The sequence below is a fragment of the Olleya sediminilitoris genome (genome assembly GCF_016785945.1).
GTDB classification, from domain to species: Bacteria; Bacteroidota; Bacteroidia; order Flavobacteriales; family Flavobacteriaceae; genus Olleya; species Olleya sediminilitoris.
Window position 1 is genome coordinate 129,413 of record NZ_JAEMEF010000006.1, and the last position, 17,294, is coordinate 146,706.

The 17,294-nt window shown below is 29.6% G+C and carries 13 protein-coding genes and 1 pseudogene; 8 read left to right on the forward strand and 6 right to left on the reverse strand.

Annotation, left to right across the window (positions count from 1 at the left end; genetic code table 11):
• Positions 1-57: 57 nt before the first annotated feature.
• The 8 genes from recN to JAO71_RS09025 all read left to right on the forward strand — a co-directional run bounded on the left by recN (position 58) and on the right by JAO71_RS09025 (position 10,118).
• Entirely contained in the window at positions 58-1,710 is a 1,653-nt protein-coding gene (gene recN / locus JAO71_RS08990) for a DNA repair protein RecN (protein WP_203000341.1), read from the forward strand.
• A 97-nt stretch (positions 1,711-1,807) separates the two neighbouring features.
• Positions 1,808-2,632, forward strand: a complete 825-nt coding sequence (locus JAO71_RS08995; RefSeq protein WP_028291410.1) for an enoyl-ACP reductase FabI — start codon at positions 1,808-1,810, stop codon at positions 2,630-2,632.
• A 194-nt stretch (positions 2,633-2,826) separates the two neighbouring features.
• Positions 2,827-5,118 (forward strand): T9SS type A sorting domain-containing protein, encoded by a 2,292-nt coding sequence (locus JAO71_RS09000; RefSeq protein WP_203000343.1) that lies wholly within the window; start codon positions 2,827-2,829, stop codon positions 5,116-5,118.
• A gap of 73 nt (positions 5,119-5,191) precedes the next feature.
• On the forward strand, positions 5,192-6,196 hold the full coding sequence (locus JAO71_RS09005) for a glycosyltransferase (protein WP_116822481.1): 1,005 nt from the start codon (positions 5,192-5,194) through the stop codon (positions 6,194-6,196).
• Positions 6,197-7,159 carry a CdaR family protein gene (locus JAO71_RS09010; protein ID WP_028291413.1) on the forward strand — a complete coding sequence of 321 codons (963 nt, stop codon included), beginning with the start codon at positions 6,197-6,199 and terminating at the stop codon, positions 7,157-7,159.
• The gene (gene coaE, locus JAO71_RS09015) at positions 7,156-7,755 is read left to right on the forward strand and encodes a dephospho-CoA kinase (protein WP_116822482.1); all 600 of its coding nucleotides are present in this window, start codon (positions 7,156-7,158) and stop codon (positions 7,753-7,755) included. The genes JAO71_RS09010 and coaE overlap by 4 nt, the downstream gene beginning before the upstream one ends.
• Positions 7,756-7,861: 106 nt before the next feature.
• Positions 7,862-9,403 (forward strand): sensor histidine kinase, encoded by a 1,542-nt coding sequence (locus JAO71_RS09020; protein ID WP_236011224.1) that lies wholly within the window; start codon positions 7,862-7,864, stop codon positions 9,401-9,403.
• 4 nt (positions 9,404-9,407) lie between these two features.
• Positions 9,408-10,118: a response regulator transcription factor gene (locus JAO71_RS09025; RefSeq protein ID WP_028291416.1), complete on the forward strand. Its 711-nt coding sequence runs from the start codon at positions 9,408-9,410 to the stop codon at positions 10,116-10,118.
• 29 nt (positions 10,119-10,147) lie between these two features.
• Here JAO71_RS09025 and miaA read toward each other — a convergent pair whose 3' ends face one another.
• The 6 genes and pseudogenes from miaA to JAO71_RS09055 all read right to left on the reverse strand — a co-directional run bounded on the left by miaA (position 10,148) and on the right by JAO71_RS09055 (position 17,289).
• Positions 10,148-11,080 (reverse strand): tRNA (adenosine(37)-N6)-dimethylallyltransferase MiaA, encoded by a 933-nt coding sequence (miaA, locus tag JAO71_RS09030; RefSeq protein ID WP_203000345.1) that lies wholly within the window; start codon positions 11,078-11,080, stop codon positions 10,148-10,150.
• A 22-nt stretch (positions 11,081-11,102) separates the two neighbouring features.
• Positions 11,103-11,963 carry an ion transporter gene (locus JAO71_RS09035; protein ID WP_028607151.1) on the reverse strand — a complete coding sequence of 287 codons (861 nt, stop codon included), beginning with the start codon at positions 11,961-11,963 and terminating at the stop codon, positions 11,103-11,105.
• A 27-nt stretch (positions 11,964-11,990) separates the two neighbouring features.
• Positions 11,991-13,958, reverse strand: a complete 1,968-nt coding sequence (locus JAO71_RS09040) for a transglutaminase domain-containing protein (RefSeq protein WP_116822484.1) — start codon at positions 13,956-13,958, stop codon at positions 11,991-11,993.
• A complete protein-coding gene (locus JAO71_RS09045) occupies positions 13,958-15,319 on the reverse strand; it encodes an exonuclease domain-containing protein (protein WP_028291420.1) in 1,362 nt (453 codons plus the stop codon). Before JAO71_RS09045 ends, JAO71_RS09040 begins: the two co-directional genes overlap by 1 nt.
• Before the next feature lie 12 nt (positions 15,320-15,331).
• Positions 15,332-16,009, reverse strand: a pseudogene (locus tag JAO71_RS09050) (YggS family pyridoxal phosphate-dependent enzyme); the annotation flags it as partial.
• Positions 16,010-16,050: 41 nt separating this feature from the next.
• Entirely contained in the window at positions 16,051-17,289 is a 1,239-nt protein-coding gene (locus tag JAO71_RS09055; RefSeq protein ID WP_116822487.1) for a DUF1015 domain-containing protein, read from the reverse strand.
• Between the last annotated feature and the right edge of the window lie 5 nt (positions 17,290-17,294).

Consider the following 17,294-nt stretch of genomic DNA (forward strand, 5'->3'; position numbering starts at 1 on the left):
TAAAAAGCGAAAAACCAAAACTTTTCACTTTTTAATTTTTAACTTTTCACTTTAAGAATGCTTACAGGATTAACAATAAAAAACTACGCATTAATAGATCAACTTCAGGTTAACTTTAACGATGGTTTTACCATTATTACAGGTGAAACTGGAGCAGGAAAATCTATATTATTAGGAGGCCTTTCTTTAATTTTAGGTAAACGAGCTGATTTGTCAAGTTTACGTAACCCTGAAAATAAGTGTATTATTGAAGCTACTTTTGATATTTCAAAATATAAACTTAAAACCTTATTTAAAGAACAAGATTTAGATTACGAAACGCAGACAATAATTAGACGTGAAATTTTACCATCAGGAAAATCTAGAGCCTTCGTAAACGATTCGCCTGTAAACTTATCTAGTCTTCAAGCATTAGGTGAACAATTAATAGATATACATTCTCAGCATGAAACCATGCAATTGGTAAATGATGCTTTTCAATTTCAGGTGATTGATGCTTTAGCAAAAACAGACACTAATTTGTTGACTTATGCTACTTACTTAAAACAACATAAAGTTTTAAAAAAGGAATTAAAACAATTATTACAATTTCAAGCTGAAGCGACTAAAGAGCACGATTACAATTCGTTTTTATTAAACGAATTGGTAGTAGCTAACCTAAAAGAAGATGAGTTAGAAACTTTAGAAGAAGAATATGAATTATTAAGTAATGTAGAAAATATTCAGCTTAAGTTAGAGGAAGCCAATGCACTGTTAAATGAAGAACAAAAAGGTGTTTTAACGTCTTTAAGAGAGGTTAAAACAGCATTACAAAAATTAGCAACAATATCCTCTAGCTACCAAGGTATTCTTGACAGAGTAACAAGTAGTTTGATTGATTTAGACGATGTTTTAGTAGATATTGAACGATTTGAAGGGAATTTAGATGCAGACCCTAATAGGTTAGAAGTGGTTAGTGGTAAACTAACGATACTAAATAATTTGTTGCAAAAACATCTAGTAAAGACAGTAGCAGAATTAATAATTATTAGAGACAATTTATCTAAAAAAGTTGAAGCTACAGAAAATGCAGATCAAGATATTTTAGCTAAAGAAAATGAAATTGCTGCATTAGAAAAGATTTTAAATACTGAAGCAAAACAAATTACTGATAAACGTAATAAGGCAATTCCAGAATTAAAAAAGCAATTAGAAGCAATTTTAAGTCAATTAGGTATGCCAAATGCCCAATTTGATATTAGTTTGCTAGCTTCTAATACGTATCTAAATAATGGTAAGGATAATTTAAACTTCTTGTTTTCTGCAAATAAAGGAGGTCAATTTAATATTCTTAAAAAAGCAGCTTCAGGTGGTGAGCTGTCTAGAATCATGTTGGCCATAAAATCTATTTTATCTAAATACGTCAAATTACCAACTATTATGTTTGACGAGATTGATACAGGTGTATCTGGAGAAATCTCTAATAAAATGGCTGATATAATGTCACAAATGAGTACTAAAATGCAAGTTTTTAGTATTACACATTTACCTCAAATTGCAGCAAAAGGGAATACACATTACAAAGTGTATAAAAAAGATGTTAATGAGGTAACAACAACTAATCTTATTAAGTTAAATCATGATGATCGTGTTGTTGAACTTGCACAAATGTTGGGCGGAAGTCAACTATCAGATTCGGCAATTGCACATGCCAAACAATTATTAAATTAGAGGCTTAATTTCCGCGAAAGCGAAATAAAAACATATTAAATACTATCTTTGAAAGATATTAAAATAAACTAACAACTTAACTGATAAACTATAAGTTATGTCATACAATTTATTAAAAGGAAAAAGAGGAATTATATTTGGAGCATTAGATGAAAATTCTATTGCTTGGAAAACTGCCGAACGTGTTCATGAAGAAGGAGGTACGTTTGTTTTAACCAATGCACCAGTTGCAATGCGTATGGGACAAATAAATGCTTTAGCAGAAAAAACTGGATCACAGATTATACCTGCAGATGCAACAAGTGAAGAAGATTTACAAAATCTTGTTGAAAAATCTATGGAGATTTTAGGAGGTAAAATAGATTTTGTATTACATTCTATAGGTATGTCAATTAATGTTAGAAAAGGTAAACATTATACAGATCAAAATTATGCTTGGACACAAAAAGGTACAGACGTATCAGCAATGTCTTTTCATAAAACAATGCAGACTTTATATAAACAAGATGCAATGAATGAATGGGGAAGTATCGTAGCTTTAACTTATATGGCTGCACAACGTGTCTTTCCTGATTATAACGATATGGCAGATAATAAAGCTTATTTAGAAAGTATCGCTCGTAGTTTTGGTTACTTTTTTGGAAGAGACAAAAAAGTACGTGTTAATACAATTTCACAATCACCAACGCCAACTACTGCAGGTAGTGGAGTTAAAGGTTTTGATGGGTTTATCGCTTACGCGGAAAAAATGTCTCCTTTAGGTAATGCAACAGCCTTAGATTGTGCTAACTATACCGTATCATTATTTAGTGATTTAACTAAACGTGTGACACTACAAAACTTATTCCACGATGGAGGTTTTAGTAACATGGGAGTAAGTGATGCGGTTATGAATGCATTTGTAGAAGGTCAAGATAAATAATATATTGAATATTTAGTATTTAAAAGCCTTACAGTTTTGTAAGGCTTTTTTAGTTTAATGTCTTTTGTTAATGTTATGATCCAGGTATTATAACCATTCTTTGGTGTGTTTTATCGATTTAGTAGTGTATGCATTCTATTGTTGTCAATATTTCAATACTTTTAAAAAATAATTAACTTACACTACAATTTAATATGAAGAAAAATACTTTATTATTTTTAATATTATTTTCGGCAGTTTATACTTTTGCTCAATTGCAAGTTGGTGTTGGAAATACTCAGCAAACTATTTTGCCAATAGATTCATATAATGACTTTTTTTATAGTCAAGATTTAATGGTATACATTGATAGTACTACCAAAACAATGTTTGAGGACACTTCTGATAGGTTAGGTGTTGCAAAATTGACAGCATTAGAAGGTGATAATTTCTCAAACCCAATAGCATTTACGCCATCCGCAGAAGGTTCTACATGTGATACTTCAAATTATACGTTTTCTTATAATTTTAGTTCAGGTTATACAGATAGTGGTTTAGACGGTACATGTAACACAACAAATACAGGGCAGGATATATTTTTATCTTGGACTTCAACTTCTGATGCTTTAATTTGGAATGATGGAGGAGGTAGTCCAGGGGTTGTAATTCGTGATGCTTCAACAGGTAATGAAATAACTTGTGCTGCAACATTTGCTAGTGATGATTATGTTTTATCAGGTTGGACTCTAGGTCAAGATCTTATAATCCAGGTTTATGATTTTGGAGCACCAGATGTTAATCCATTGTCGTTTTGTTTAGCAGAATACAATTTACCAGCTAATCCAGATTGCGCAGAAAATGTAATGGCTACACCTAATTCAACTTGTGGTATTTTTAACACAATACTGACTTGGGATGCTGTAGCTGAAGCCGAAGGTTATAATTTAACAGTAGGAACAACATCTGGAGGGAATGATATTCTAGATGATGTGAATGTAGGAGACGTGGTAAGTTATGAAGTTGAAAATCAAACATCAAATACTACGTATTATTATACTTTAATACCATATAATATATTTGGTCCAGCTATTGATTGTGTTGAAAATACTTATACAACTATTGCTGCTATGTGTTATTGTGAATCTGTACCTTCAAGTATTGATGGTTCGGGTATTGGTAATTTACAAGTTGCCACTACAGATTTTGTCAGTGCAGGTGATGTTTCATATGAAGATTTTACTGGTGCTCCAGTTGATTTAGGTCAAGGTATATCTGCAAATGTGGTAATTACATTTATGACTAACTATGCATACGGTACAAATATTTGGATTGATTTTAATGATGATTTTGTTTTTGATGCTTCAGAATTAATGTACACAGGTGTGTCTCCAGATGGAGATACAGGTACAGATATTTTAGATGCTTCATTTATGCTGTCTGAGACAGCAACTTTAGGGATACATAGAATGCGAATAGTAACTGATTATACAAATTCAGATGCTACTGATCCATGTAATAGTTCTAGTTATGGTGTAACTATGGATGTGGATGTTAATATTGATGATATAACTTGTGCTCCTCCAGCAGGATCAGCAACGGTAGTTGCTGATTGTGCAAACTTTGAGTTTTATATTGATGTAGATGTTACTGACTTAGGTAGTGATTCTCCTTCAATATTTGATGGTTCAACGACAACACCAGTAACTGCTTTAGGTGTGTATACAGTTGGTCCTTATACAGATAGTAGTAGTGTAGCATTAACATTACAACATGGATCTAGTGCAGTATGTGATGTTAGTTTAGGTAATTTTACTAATTTATGTCCACCAATAAACGATGATTGTGCAAATGCAATTACAATTACACAGTTTAATAATGGTGATACCCAAGATGCAACAAATGCAACAAATAATGATGGGTTTATTATTGAAACAGGATGTGGATCTGCTAATGATGGTGTATGGTATACTTTTAAAATTGCTGATGCAGGTACAATTGATGTAGCAATATCTAATATAGTTGGATGGAATCCAGAAATTACAGTGTTATCAGGAGATTGTGGAGCGTTTACTTGTGTTGGGAATTCTGATTCAGGTTTTGTAGGTGATGGTGAATCATATTCTTTTTCTGCAACTGCAGGTACACAGTATTGGGTAAATGTAGCTCATAATAGTGGAACTATAGATAATGCTGAAGGTTCTTTTAGAATTAATGTTAATACATCAGATACTGCAACTTTACAAGATTTAAGTTTAAGTACTGAAGACTTTAGAAAAGAATCATTATTTACCTACTATCCAAACCCAGTTAGTAATAGTTTAAACTTAAAAGCTCAAAAAGAGATTTCAAATGTTAGTGTTTATAATATGTTAGGTCAAGAAGTTTACAGAAACTCACCAAACAGTTTTAATAGCACTGTAGATATGGCTAATTTAGATTCAGGTGCATATTTTGTTAAAGTAACTATTAATGATACTACCGAAACAATTAAAATTATTAAGAACTAACCTTAATTTTTAATACCATTAAAAGCCACCTATATTGGTGGCTTTTTTTATATGATTAACTTACATTTGTGATATGAAACTACATTTTTCTTTTATTATCCCAGTTTATAATCGTCCTAATGAAATAGAAGAGCTTTTATTAAGTTTTTCAAAATTAGATACAGTGGTTGATTATGAGATTGTTATTATAGAAGACGGTTCTTCTATTACAGCTAAAGATGTAGTTGAAAAATATTCCGATACATTAGATATATCCTACTATTTTAAACCTAATTCCGGTCCAGGAGATTCTAGAAATTACGGAATGCAAAAAGCAAAAGGTAATTATTTTATTATTTTAGATAGTGATTGTTTATTACCTAAAGACTATTTAACTCAAGTTGAAAATAGTTTAAAACAAGATTTTGTAGATTGTTTTGGTGGTCCAGATGGTGCACATCAATCGTTTACTAATCTTCAAAAAGCTATAGATTTTAGTATGACATCCATATTAACAACAGGAGGGATTAGAGGAAATAAAAAAAGTTTAGACAAGTTTCAGCCTAGAAGTTTTAATATGGGATTGTCTAAACAAGCTTTTAAGGCTACTAATGGTTTTGGAAACATACATCCAGGAGAAGATCCAGATTTATCCATTAGATTATGGAATTTAGGTTATAGAACAAAATTAATTCCAGAAGCCTATGTGTTTCATAAAAGACGTATTTCATGGTCTAAATTCTATAAGCAAGTCAATAAGTTTGGCTCTGTAAGACCAATATTAAATAAATGGCATCCTCAAACTAAAAAGATAACCTATTGGTTTCCTACTGTGTTTTGTTTTAGTGTTTTAATAGCTTTAATATTGACTATGTTTAATTTTTATTGGCCAATTTATATGGTAATAGGATACTTTATAATGATATTTATTTCAGCTTTAGCTAAAACAAAAAGTATAATTATAGCAGTTCAGTCTATATTAGCAGTATGCATTCAATTTTTAGGTTATGGTTATGGTTTTTTTAAATCAACAATAATGTTAACTTTAAAAAAAGAAACACCAGAGCAACTTTTTCCACATTTGTTTTTCAAGAATTAAATGAAACAAAATATTAAACATAAAATTTTAGGATTGTTTAAAAGTAGAAAGCTAAACGTTTTTTTACTATTTTTTGTGTTATCATTTTCAATATTAATTTTAACAAAATTATCCAAATCTTACACAGCTACTATTCCGTTTGAAGTTAATCCAATTAATGTAGACGATACTTTTGTGGTTTTAAACAAAGACCAATTAAAGCTTAATATTACTATGGAAACCTACGGTTTTAACTGGCTTAGATACGCTATCAATACACCTAAATTAGATGTGGATTTCAAGACAGATGTAGTAAAAATAGATTCTTCTTTAATATGGAGTGTTTCTAGAGGTTTTTCTAATATCAATAATCAGTTTAACAAACAAAAAAAGGTAATAAGTATCAATCCTGATACCTTGTTATTTAAGTATGATATTAATAATATTAAATATGTACCAGTACAATTAAATACTACTGTAAATTTTGCAGAAGGTTACAATACATTAGAAACCTTTAAAACTTTACCTGATAGTGTAAAATTAATTGGACCAAAAACAATACTTGATAAAGTAAAAGTTATTAATACAGAATCTTTAGAATTAAACGATATTAAAACAGATGTAAATATTGCACTGCTACTTAACTTAGACAGTTTAGGTAACCAAGTTAAAACTAATGTTAAAGAAGTGAATTTTGAGTTAGGAGTTTCTAAATTTTCAGAAGGAATAGTTCAACTTCCAATTGAAATTTTAAATAGTCCTAAAGGAAAACGTATTAATTATTTTCCTAAACAGATTTCAATAAGTTATGCAACCAGTTTAGAAAATTTTAATAACATTACAGCAACAGATTTTAAAATTATATGTGATTATAAAGAGGCTATTGATGATGCTTTTTTAACACCAATAATAGTAAAACAACCTGAAGGTGTTAAAAACGTAAGATTATTACAACAAAAAATTGAGTTTATTATAAAACAATGACACCAAAAATTATAGGTTTAACAGGAGGTATAGGTAGTGGTAAAACTACAGTCGCTAATTTTTTTAAAAAATTAGGCGTCCCTATATATATAGCAGATACTGAAGCTAAAGCTCTAATGAATCGTTCTAAAATAATTAAAAGAAAACTAATTAAGCTGTTTGGAGAACAAGCCTATATTGATGATAAACTAAACAAACCTTTTATAGCAAGCCAAATTTTTAGTAACCAAGATTTATTGCAACAAATGAATGCTATAGTACATCCAAAAGTAGCAAAACATTTTGCAAATTGGGTAAAAAAGCAAAGTACAGCTTATGTTATTAGCGAAGCTGCTATACTTTTTGAAAACGGAAGCTATAAAAAATATGACTACATTATTACTGTAGTAGCCCCAAAAGAGGTGAGGTTAAAACGTGTGCTAAAACGGGATAGTTCTTCTAAAGAAAAAGTAGAAGCTATTATGAATAACCAATGGTCGGATAATCAAAAAATCGAATTATCAGATTTTGTAATTAATAACACAAACCTAGAAACAACAAAGCTTGAGGTAGGAAAAGTCCACAAAAAAATCTTAAAAAGAATAACAAATCCTTAAAAATTAACGTTTTTGTTAATGTAAGGTTAAAAGCAAGGTTTTGTTAATGTTAAAATCTTAATTTTGGCTGATGAATAAAAGGATTTTTCTTGTATTGGTCATTTTAATGAGCTGCTCTCTAATTGGTATTATTTTAGTGCAAGCTTATTATATCAATAATTCTCTAGAGAATACAGAAAAGCAATTTAACTTTAATGTTAAAAAAGCTTTAAGTTATGTCTCTCAAACAATTGAGAATGAAGAAAAAGAAGACTACTTACAAAAATTTAATGATTTATTGAGTACTGGTAACATTAACGTTAATGATACTACAGCCATAATAAATATTTATTTAAAAGAAGATAGTCCAGAAACCAATGAAACTATTATTTACAGAAACGGTATTTTAGAAGAAAACTTTAAAGTGTCGTCATCGCTCTTTGACATAGGTTTAGATAGTTTAAACGTCCGAAGAATTTTACAAAAACGTGAAACTGAAACTGTAGAAAATAACTCGATTGATGGGAGTAAAAACCTATCAACCATGCTTTCTAAATTAAGTAAAGTTAATGAGACAACTCATCTTGCTTTTGAGTCAGTATATAAAGATAAAGCTTACTTAAAACCAATACATAAACGTGTTACAGTTGAAAAAGTTGATAGACTTTTAGCATTAAAACTGATAGAGGATGACATTAATATTGATTATGAGTTTGCCATATATAGTAATGATTTAGCAACAAAAGTTAAAACAGAAAACTTTGAGCTTCCGCAAAACAAAGCATCTACATTTAGTGTTCCTTTTTTTTACAATAAAAACGATAGTAGCAATTACAGGCTTTTAGTAAATTTTCCGGAACGTAATAAATTTATATTATCATCTGTGTTAACCATGTTAACATTGTCAATAATTTTTACATTAATTATTATAATAGCTTATTCAAGTGCATTATACCAATTAATTAGACAACGTCAAATCTCGCAAATTAAAACAGATTTTATAAATAACATGACGCATGAGTTTAAAACACCAATAGCAACAATCAATTTGGCGTTAGACTCGATTAAAAATCCTAAAATAATAGACGATAAAGAAAAGGTTTTACGCTATTTAGGAATGATTAAAGATGAAAACAAACGCATGCATGCTCAAGTAGAAAATGTATTAAGAATATCTAAACTTGAAAAAAATGAACTAAATATTAGTAAGGAACCACTAGAGCTTAACGACTTAGTAGAAGACGCAATAACTCATGTGGAGCTAATAGTAGAAGATAGAGGAGGTCACATTGAGACTAACATCAATGCTGAAAAGTCTTCTGTATTAGCTAACGAAACCCACTTTACCAATGTTTTAGTTAATGTTTTGGATAATGCCATCAAGTATTCTCCAGAAGCACCAAAAATTATTGTTACAACTGAGTTAGCAGGAAACAATATTTTAGTACATATTAAAGACCACGGAAGTGGTATGAGTAAAACCGCTCAAAAACGTGTTTTTGAAAAATTTTATAGAGAACACACAGGGAATATACACAACGTAAAAGGTCATGGTTTAGGCTTAGCTTACGTTAAAAGAATCGTAGAAGACCATCATGGTCATATATCAGTAGAAAGTGAAAAAGAAAAAGGAAGTACTTTTACAATAAAGCTTCCGTTAATCTCGTAACATTATGGAAGAACAATTAAAGAGAATATTATTAGTCGAAGACGATCCAAATTTTGGAACCGTTTTAAAAGATTATTTATCAATGAATGATTACGAAGTTACTCATGCTAAAAATGGTATGGAAGGCTTTGAAAAATTTAAACGTGGTGATTTTGATCTATGTATTTTAGATGTCATGATGCCATATAAAGATGGATTTACTTTAGCTAAAGAAATTAGAGAGAAAAATGCAGATATTCCAATCGTATTTTTAACAGCAAAAGCGATGAAGGAAGACGTGCTTAAAGGTTATAAAGTTGGTGCAGACGACTATTTAAATAAGCCATTTGATAGTGAAGTCTTACTAATGAAAATAAAAGCAATCATGCAACGTAAAGCTAACGATACTGTTGCAGATAGCAAACAATTTGAATTTAAAATAGGAGGTTTTGATTTAAATTCAAAACTTAGATTTTTAACTTACAATGGAGGAGAGCAAGTTAAATTGTCACCTAAAGAAAACGAATTGTTACGTATGTTAGCATTACATGAAAACGATTTAATGCCTCGTGAGTTAGCTTTAACAAAAATATGGAGAGATGATAATTACTTTACATCTAGAAGTATGGACGTTTATATAGCTAAACTTAGAAAGTATTTAAAATTAGATCCAAATGTTGAGATTTTAAACATTCATGGTGAAGGTTTTAGGTTAGTTGTAAATCAAGATGCCTAATCAAGGTTTATTTATATTAAAAAATCCAGCTATTCAGCTGGATTTTTTTTGTTTATAATAGTTTCTATTTTAGAAGTAATAGTTTCAATAGGCGTAAGGTAATCAAACCACAATGTATCTTGTTTTTTTCTAAACCATGTTAATTGTCTTTTAGCAAAACGACGAGAATTTTTCTTGATTTCAGAAATAGCAAAGTCTAAAGTCCATGTATTGTCCAGATAATTAAAAATTTCTTTGTAACCAACCGTATTTAAGCTATTTAGGTTTTTGTAAGGTAGTAATGCTTTTACTTCATCTAATAAACCATTATCTATCATAATATCCACACGTTGGTTTATGCGGTTGTAAATAATTTCTCTATCTGCATCTAAACCTATGGTTATGCTTGTAAATGATCGTTTGGTTTTATCTTTATTTAAAAAAGAAGAATAAGGTTGACCACTACCAATGCAGATTTCTAAAGCTCTAATCACACGTTGTGGATTGTCTACAGCTATGGTATTATAGGCTATTGGGTCTAAGGTTTTTAGTTTAAGTTGAAGTATCTCAAGTCCTTCTGTTTCTAATTGAGTATTTAATTGTGTTCTTATAGTTTTATCTACTTCAGGAAAATAATCTAAACCTTTTATAACAGCATCAACATACAAACCAGAACCACCTACCATAATTACAATATTATTTGTTTGATGAAGGTTTTGTATGCAGCTTATAGCTTCTTTTTCAAAAGTTCCAACATTGTAATCTTCAGTAATTGATCTGTTGTGTATAAAATGGTGCTTAGCAGCAGCTAGCTCTTGAGTTGTAGGAGCAGCAGTACCAATACTCATTTCTTTAAAAAATTGTCTTGAATCTGCTGAAACTATTTCAGTATTAAAATAATTAGCTAATTTAATGCTAAGTGCAGTTTTACCAATAGCAGTTGGTCCAACAATAGATATTAAATACTTGTTAGTGTGTTTCACTTTTAAAAGGTCTTAGATAGATTTAATGTAAGTTGTTTCCGCAGACTTTACAAAAATAAGCATCATCATCATGGTTGTTTTCATGACAATTAGAACAACGTTGTGTGTTTAAGTTAATTTTTGGTTCAGTAGTTTTTAACTTTTCATCATCAGATTTTTTCATATTTCTAGAATACTCAGCAGACACAATTCCTGTTGGAACTGCTATAATACCATATCCTAAAATCATGATTATTGTAGTTATAAATTGACCTAAAGCTGTTTGAGGTGCTATATCACCAAAACCAACAGTTGTAAGGGTTACAATACACCAATATACACTTTTAGGGATGTTAGTAAAGCCATTTTCTTCACCTTCTACAAGGTACATAATTGTCCCGAAAATTACAGAAGAAACTAATACAGCAAATAAAAAGACTAATATTTTAACGCGACTAGCTATTATAGAGTCCCTTAATTGGTTTGAAGCACCTAAATATCTAGCTAATTTTAAAATCCTGAAGACACGTAATAGTCGTAAAGCTCTTAAAGTAACTAAAGCATGTGATCCAGCAAAAACAAAAGATATATACATTGGTATTGTGGATAATAGATCTAAAATACCATAAAAGCTAAAAATATATTTGAAGGGTTTTTTAACGGTTATAATTCGTAAAATATATTCAATACTAAAAAAAATAGTGATTATCCATTCTCCTATATACAGTGCATTATGGTATTTAGCGTCAATATTTTTGACACTCTCTAGCATTACTAATACAATACTTGCTAAAATTAATACAAGTAATACAACGTCAAATAATTTTCCCGAAGGCGTGTCTGCCTCATAAATAATTTCATGAAGTTTTTCTTTCCAGGTCTTAGTTTGATTAGCTGTATTCATGGTGTAAAAATACTAAATTATGACAAGTTATTTTTTTTCTAATACAATTAGAGTTTTAGTTTGTACATCCACAACGTAGTTCATTAATTTTTTTAAGGATTCATACTGATTAGGTTGGTATATAGATTTGTTAAACAAGACTCTAAAAGAAAGAATTAGTTTATCATTTAAAACGTTTGATATAAATACGCAACTTGCTTCATTGTTAGGAAGTTTAACAGTGATATCTTTTGGTTTTTCAATCACGTTGTATTTACCCTCTAAGTCTATTTCAAAAGCATAAATAAAGCTGTCTTTATATCCAAAATCAACAGGATAAGTTCTTTCTTGTAAATTAAATGGATTTTTTTTAAGATGCTTAATTACAAATGGATCCAAATATATTTTGCCATCAATAGTATTTAATTCTGGTTGTATAAAATTAAAGCTTTCATTAAAAGTATTTTCAGATTTAGAGGTTGTAGCAACATTAAAGCTATCAATAACAAAGTTTTGATATTTATCCTTTAAATTTTTTAAGTAATTAGAGTTAGAGAAGTATTTTTTTCTTTTAGGATACGCATGATAACCAAAATATTTTGATTTTATTGAGCCAAGTAACTGATCTTTTTCTTGATCTATTTTTAATTTAATAAGATGTTGAGAACTTGTTTTAATACCTGGTTTTATATCTACCCAGTCACTACCATTTTTAAAATCTATACGTCTTCCGTAACTATTTAAACATTTAAAAGGAATCATGCCAAAACTTAAATAAGGACTAGTTGCGTCTAATAAATAGGATTTACCATTAACATTTGCTTCAACAACCATATAATTATAATCGTATTGAATAGGGATCAATTTTGTAATAAAACCATTACTTCTGGTTGATAAAATTACTGGTTTAGATTTAATATTATTTTGGTTTAATAAAGTATTTAATAAAATATTTATCTCTGAAACATTACCGGTTTTATTTTTTATTAAGTTTTTTACAGAGACATCAGAAAAGATTCTATACTTATCATTCCAAACATAATTACCTTGAACGTAACTGTATATAGCTTTTGCTTTTTCTAGAGGGTCTGAAATAGATTTGATATCATCGCTAAGTAAATCTTTACCTAAATTAGTTTTAAGTATTTGTCTGCCAAAATCATTATTTGTTTTCCATTCTTTATCAGTATCCTTCCAGGTTTTTGTTATTTTATCAACAGTTCCATCAAGTTGGTGTATTTCCTTTAATTCATACTTTAGTTTCGAAATGTAATTATTCTTTGAGGTCATGTAATCTTCTTCCTTAAAAGCAGGAATGTCAGTCATAACATATTTAGATATTAAGCAGCTAGCAGTTGTAATACCCTGAGATTTAAAACAATTTTTCTTTACAAATGATTCGTTTATATCTAATTTTTTTTCTCCTACAAGAATTAGATTATAGTTGTAGTTTCCAAAAATACTAGTATTATATTCACTGTATAATACTGGTATGTCTTCTTGAAAAGCCCAATTATGATATTTATAAATAAAAGGTGTATCTATTGTATAACTGTAGGTTATTACAGAACCATCTTGTAGATTTGGAAGTGTAAATTTTAATGTAGAATGGTTTTTGTCTTCTTTTACTTCAAAAATCTGATCTTCAGATAGTTTAGTTTCTATTATGTTTCCATCTACTAAGTTGTAAGTTGAAGCTTTAAGGTTTTCAATTTTAGTTCTTTTTGCCCTATTATCACTAATATAAATGCCAATTTCTTTTGTGGTATAATCACTTTCAGATTTATTAAAAATCTTAATCTTACGTTTAATTTCTGTTTTTAGGTTAAAAGTTTCATCATCAAAATAACTATTCCCATATTCATAAATGACTAATGCATTAGCAGTAGAGTCTTTACTATAAGAGTTAATTTTTAGATCATTAATGTTAATAGAGAAGCTTTTGGAGTTAAATTTATTTTGGGCAGTAAGTTGAATTGAAATTGAAAGACATAATAGCAATAGGATTTTTTTCATTATAATTCGATAATTTTTAGTCGCTTATTTTTACGCATATAACTTTGTATTATATGCTGTTGGTCTCTATTATTTTCCATTGGTGTGATAATAGATTCTAATATTTCTGGATTATTAATTTGATGATTTAAATTATAAAAGCCAAAGCCTTTAAAAATTCCGTTTTGGATTAAAATAGCACTTCTCTCATCTACCTCACGACCTTGATCCACAATTATCATGTTTTTGTTTTTATAACTGTATTTGTCAATGAGTTGTTGGACACGTTTGTTATAATTTTCAGGAGATTCTTTTTGTATACAAGCACCTTCACAATTTTTTACTTCATATTGAAAACAACTTGTATTTGTTTTATACAAACCACTTAATTTTTGACATAAGTTAAATTGTTCGACCATTTTTTCTAGAAAATGACGACCACTTTGTCGTGTATTAAATGTAGTAATATGTGGTTTACGTCCATCAGCTTTATCAATGGTTAAGTTGATGTAACCATTATGATCTGTAAAACTATATAAAGCATGTGTAAATTTACTTTTACGCAAGGCTCTGTTTAAGATTGGTTTGTTTAGTTTAATTTCTTCACTTTCTTTTAAAAGCGCAACAAGTTCGCTTCCGGTAGCTTCATAAGTCACATTAGTAACCTGAGCTTGTATTTTTTTAGATTTAGGTGTGTGACCAGTAAAATGTTGGTTTACTCTGTTTTTTATGTTTTTACTTTTACCAATGTAAATAATATCTCCATCAGATTTGTGCATGTAATATACACCTGTTTTAGAAGGTAAACCATCTATTATATCTATCAAACGAGGTTCCATTTGACGTTTAGGTTCTTTTCTAATTGAATCCTTTATTATAGTTTTTTTAGTGTCTTTGTTAAGTAGTAATTTGAATAGTTTAACAGTAGCTAAAGCATCACCAGATGCACGATGTCTATCTGTTACTGGTATACCCAAAGATCTCACTAATTTACCTAAGCTATAACTTGGCATATCAGGAATTAAATCTTTAGACAACTCCACAGTGCATAACGTTTGACGTTCGTATTTAAAACCTAGACGTTTAAATTCTGTTTTTAAAATACGATAATCAAATTGTGCATTATGAGCTACCAAAATGGTGTCTTCGGTAATTTCTACAATACGTTTTGCGACCTCATAAAACTTTGGAGCATTACGTAACATTTTACTATTAATACCAGTAAGATTAACGACAAAGGGTTGTATGTCACGTTCAGGATTAACAAGGCTTATAAATTGATCCACAACTTCATGACCATCATATTTATATATAGCAATTTCTGTAATGCCTTCTTCATTAAATTTACCACCTGTGGTTTCTATGTCTACTATTGTGTAAATAAAGAGTTGATTTTAATTATAATTTCTTTTACCAAATATACTACTTCCAACGCGAACCATTGTACTTCCGCAATCTATTGCTAAAAGATAATCACCACTCATTCCCATACTAATAGTTTCTAGTTGGCAATTATTAGTTTGTATAGCTTTAAGATTGTCAAAAGCTGTTTTTAATGTATTAAACTCTTGTTTAATTTGCTCTTGATTATCAGTAAAAGTAGCCATTCCCATGACACCTGTTAGTTTAATATTTGTTAATTCTGAAAACGGTTCTGATTCAAGTAATGCTAAAGCCTCTTTTTGTGTCATTCCAAATTTAGAATCTTCTGAAGCTATTTTAATTTGTAATAAACAATTAATATTTCTATCGTATTTTTTAGCTTGTTTATTAATTTCTTTTAAAAGTTTAAAGCTGTCTACACCATGAATTAAATCTACAAACTCAGCCATATACTTGACTTTATTTGTTTGTACGTGACCTATCATATGCCATTTAATATCTTTTGGCATCTCTTGATGTTTGTCTACCATTTCTTGGATTTTATTTTCTCCAAAAATGCGTTGTCCTGCATTATAAGCTTCCATTAAATCACTTACAGGTTTTGTTTTAGAAACAGCAACCAACGTCACATGATCTGGTAGTGTTTCTTGTATTTGATTTAGGTTATTTTTAATTGACATTAAGATTGTGTTTAAATTCTTGGATTTGCTATAACTGACAAGTTACGTGTTTAAAACTCATAAATAGTGACACCACTTCTAATTTTTGGTTCAATATATGTGCTTTTAGGAGGCATTGTAAGTCCATCGTCTGCAATTTGTTTCATTTGCGTAATGGTTGCAGGAATCATACCAAAACCAACAGTATAAGCTTTGCTATCTACTTTACTTTTTAAGTTTACAATGTCCTTTTTTCCGCTAAGGTAATGTATGCGATCATCATTACGCAAATCTGTAATACCAAGGATTGGTTCAAGTATTGTTTTAAACAATAATTGTGCATCTAATTGATCCAAAGAAGTGTTAAATTGATAATTAGTTTTTCTTAAATACAACGAGTAAAATTCGCCATCCAAATACATGCTAAAATGATGTGCTTTTGAGGGTTGATAAGGAGTGATACCTCTATTTTCAATACGATACATGGTGTCAAGTTGTATTAAAAACTCTTCTTTTGTTAATCCGTTTAAGTCTTTAACCAAACGGTTAAATTCATGAATACGTAACTCGGATTCAGAAATTAAATAACTCATAAAAAAGTTATAACTCTCTTCTCCTGTATGTGCTTTGTTATCCGTTTTTAAGTCTTCACATAACAGTTTTGAAGATGATGATCTGTGGTGTCCATCTGCTATGTAAAGCGTTTTGGTTTTATTAAAAGTTTCAGCTATTGCATTAATATCTTCTTCTTTATCTATTAGCCATAACAAATGTGTGTCTCTGTAAGTTGTTGTAAATTCAAACTCTGCACGTTCTTTTTGTTTTTCATTAATAATAGTTTTAATAGTGCTATTATCAGGATAGGTAAGTAGTACAGGTTCTGCATTAAAACCTACGGTTTTAAGGTAGTCTTTAAAAACAATTTCGCGAGCCGCAATTGTGTCTTCATGTTTTTTAATAATGTTATTTGTATAATCTTCTACACTTGCTGCAGCTACAATACCATTAAACACTTGATGATCTCTGTCTACTATTTTGTAAATATAAAAACACGGTTTGGTGTCTTGTTTAAAAATCCCGTCTTCTTTAAACTCTAAATACCTGTTTTTAACTAAATTGTATCGTGCTTCACCAGAGATTTCTTTATCGTATTTGTAACCAGGATTTACAATGTGCAAAAATGAAAACGGGTTATAATCTAAACGTGCTTCTCTTTCGGCTTGTGTATAGCTTTGGTACGATCTTGAAGCCACTAAACTTACTTTGTCTCTAGTTGGTCTTACAGCTTTAAAAGGTAAAATTTTAGTCATATGTG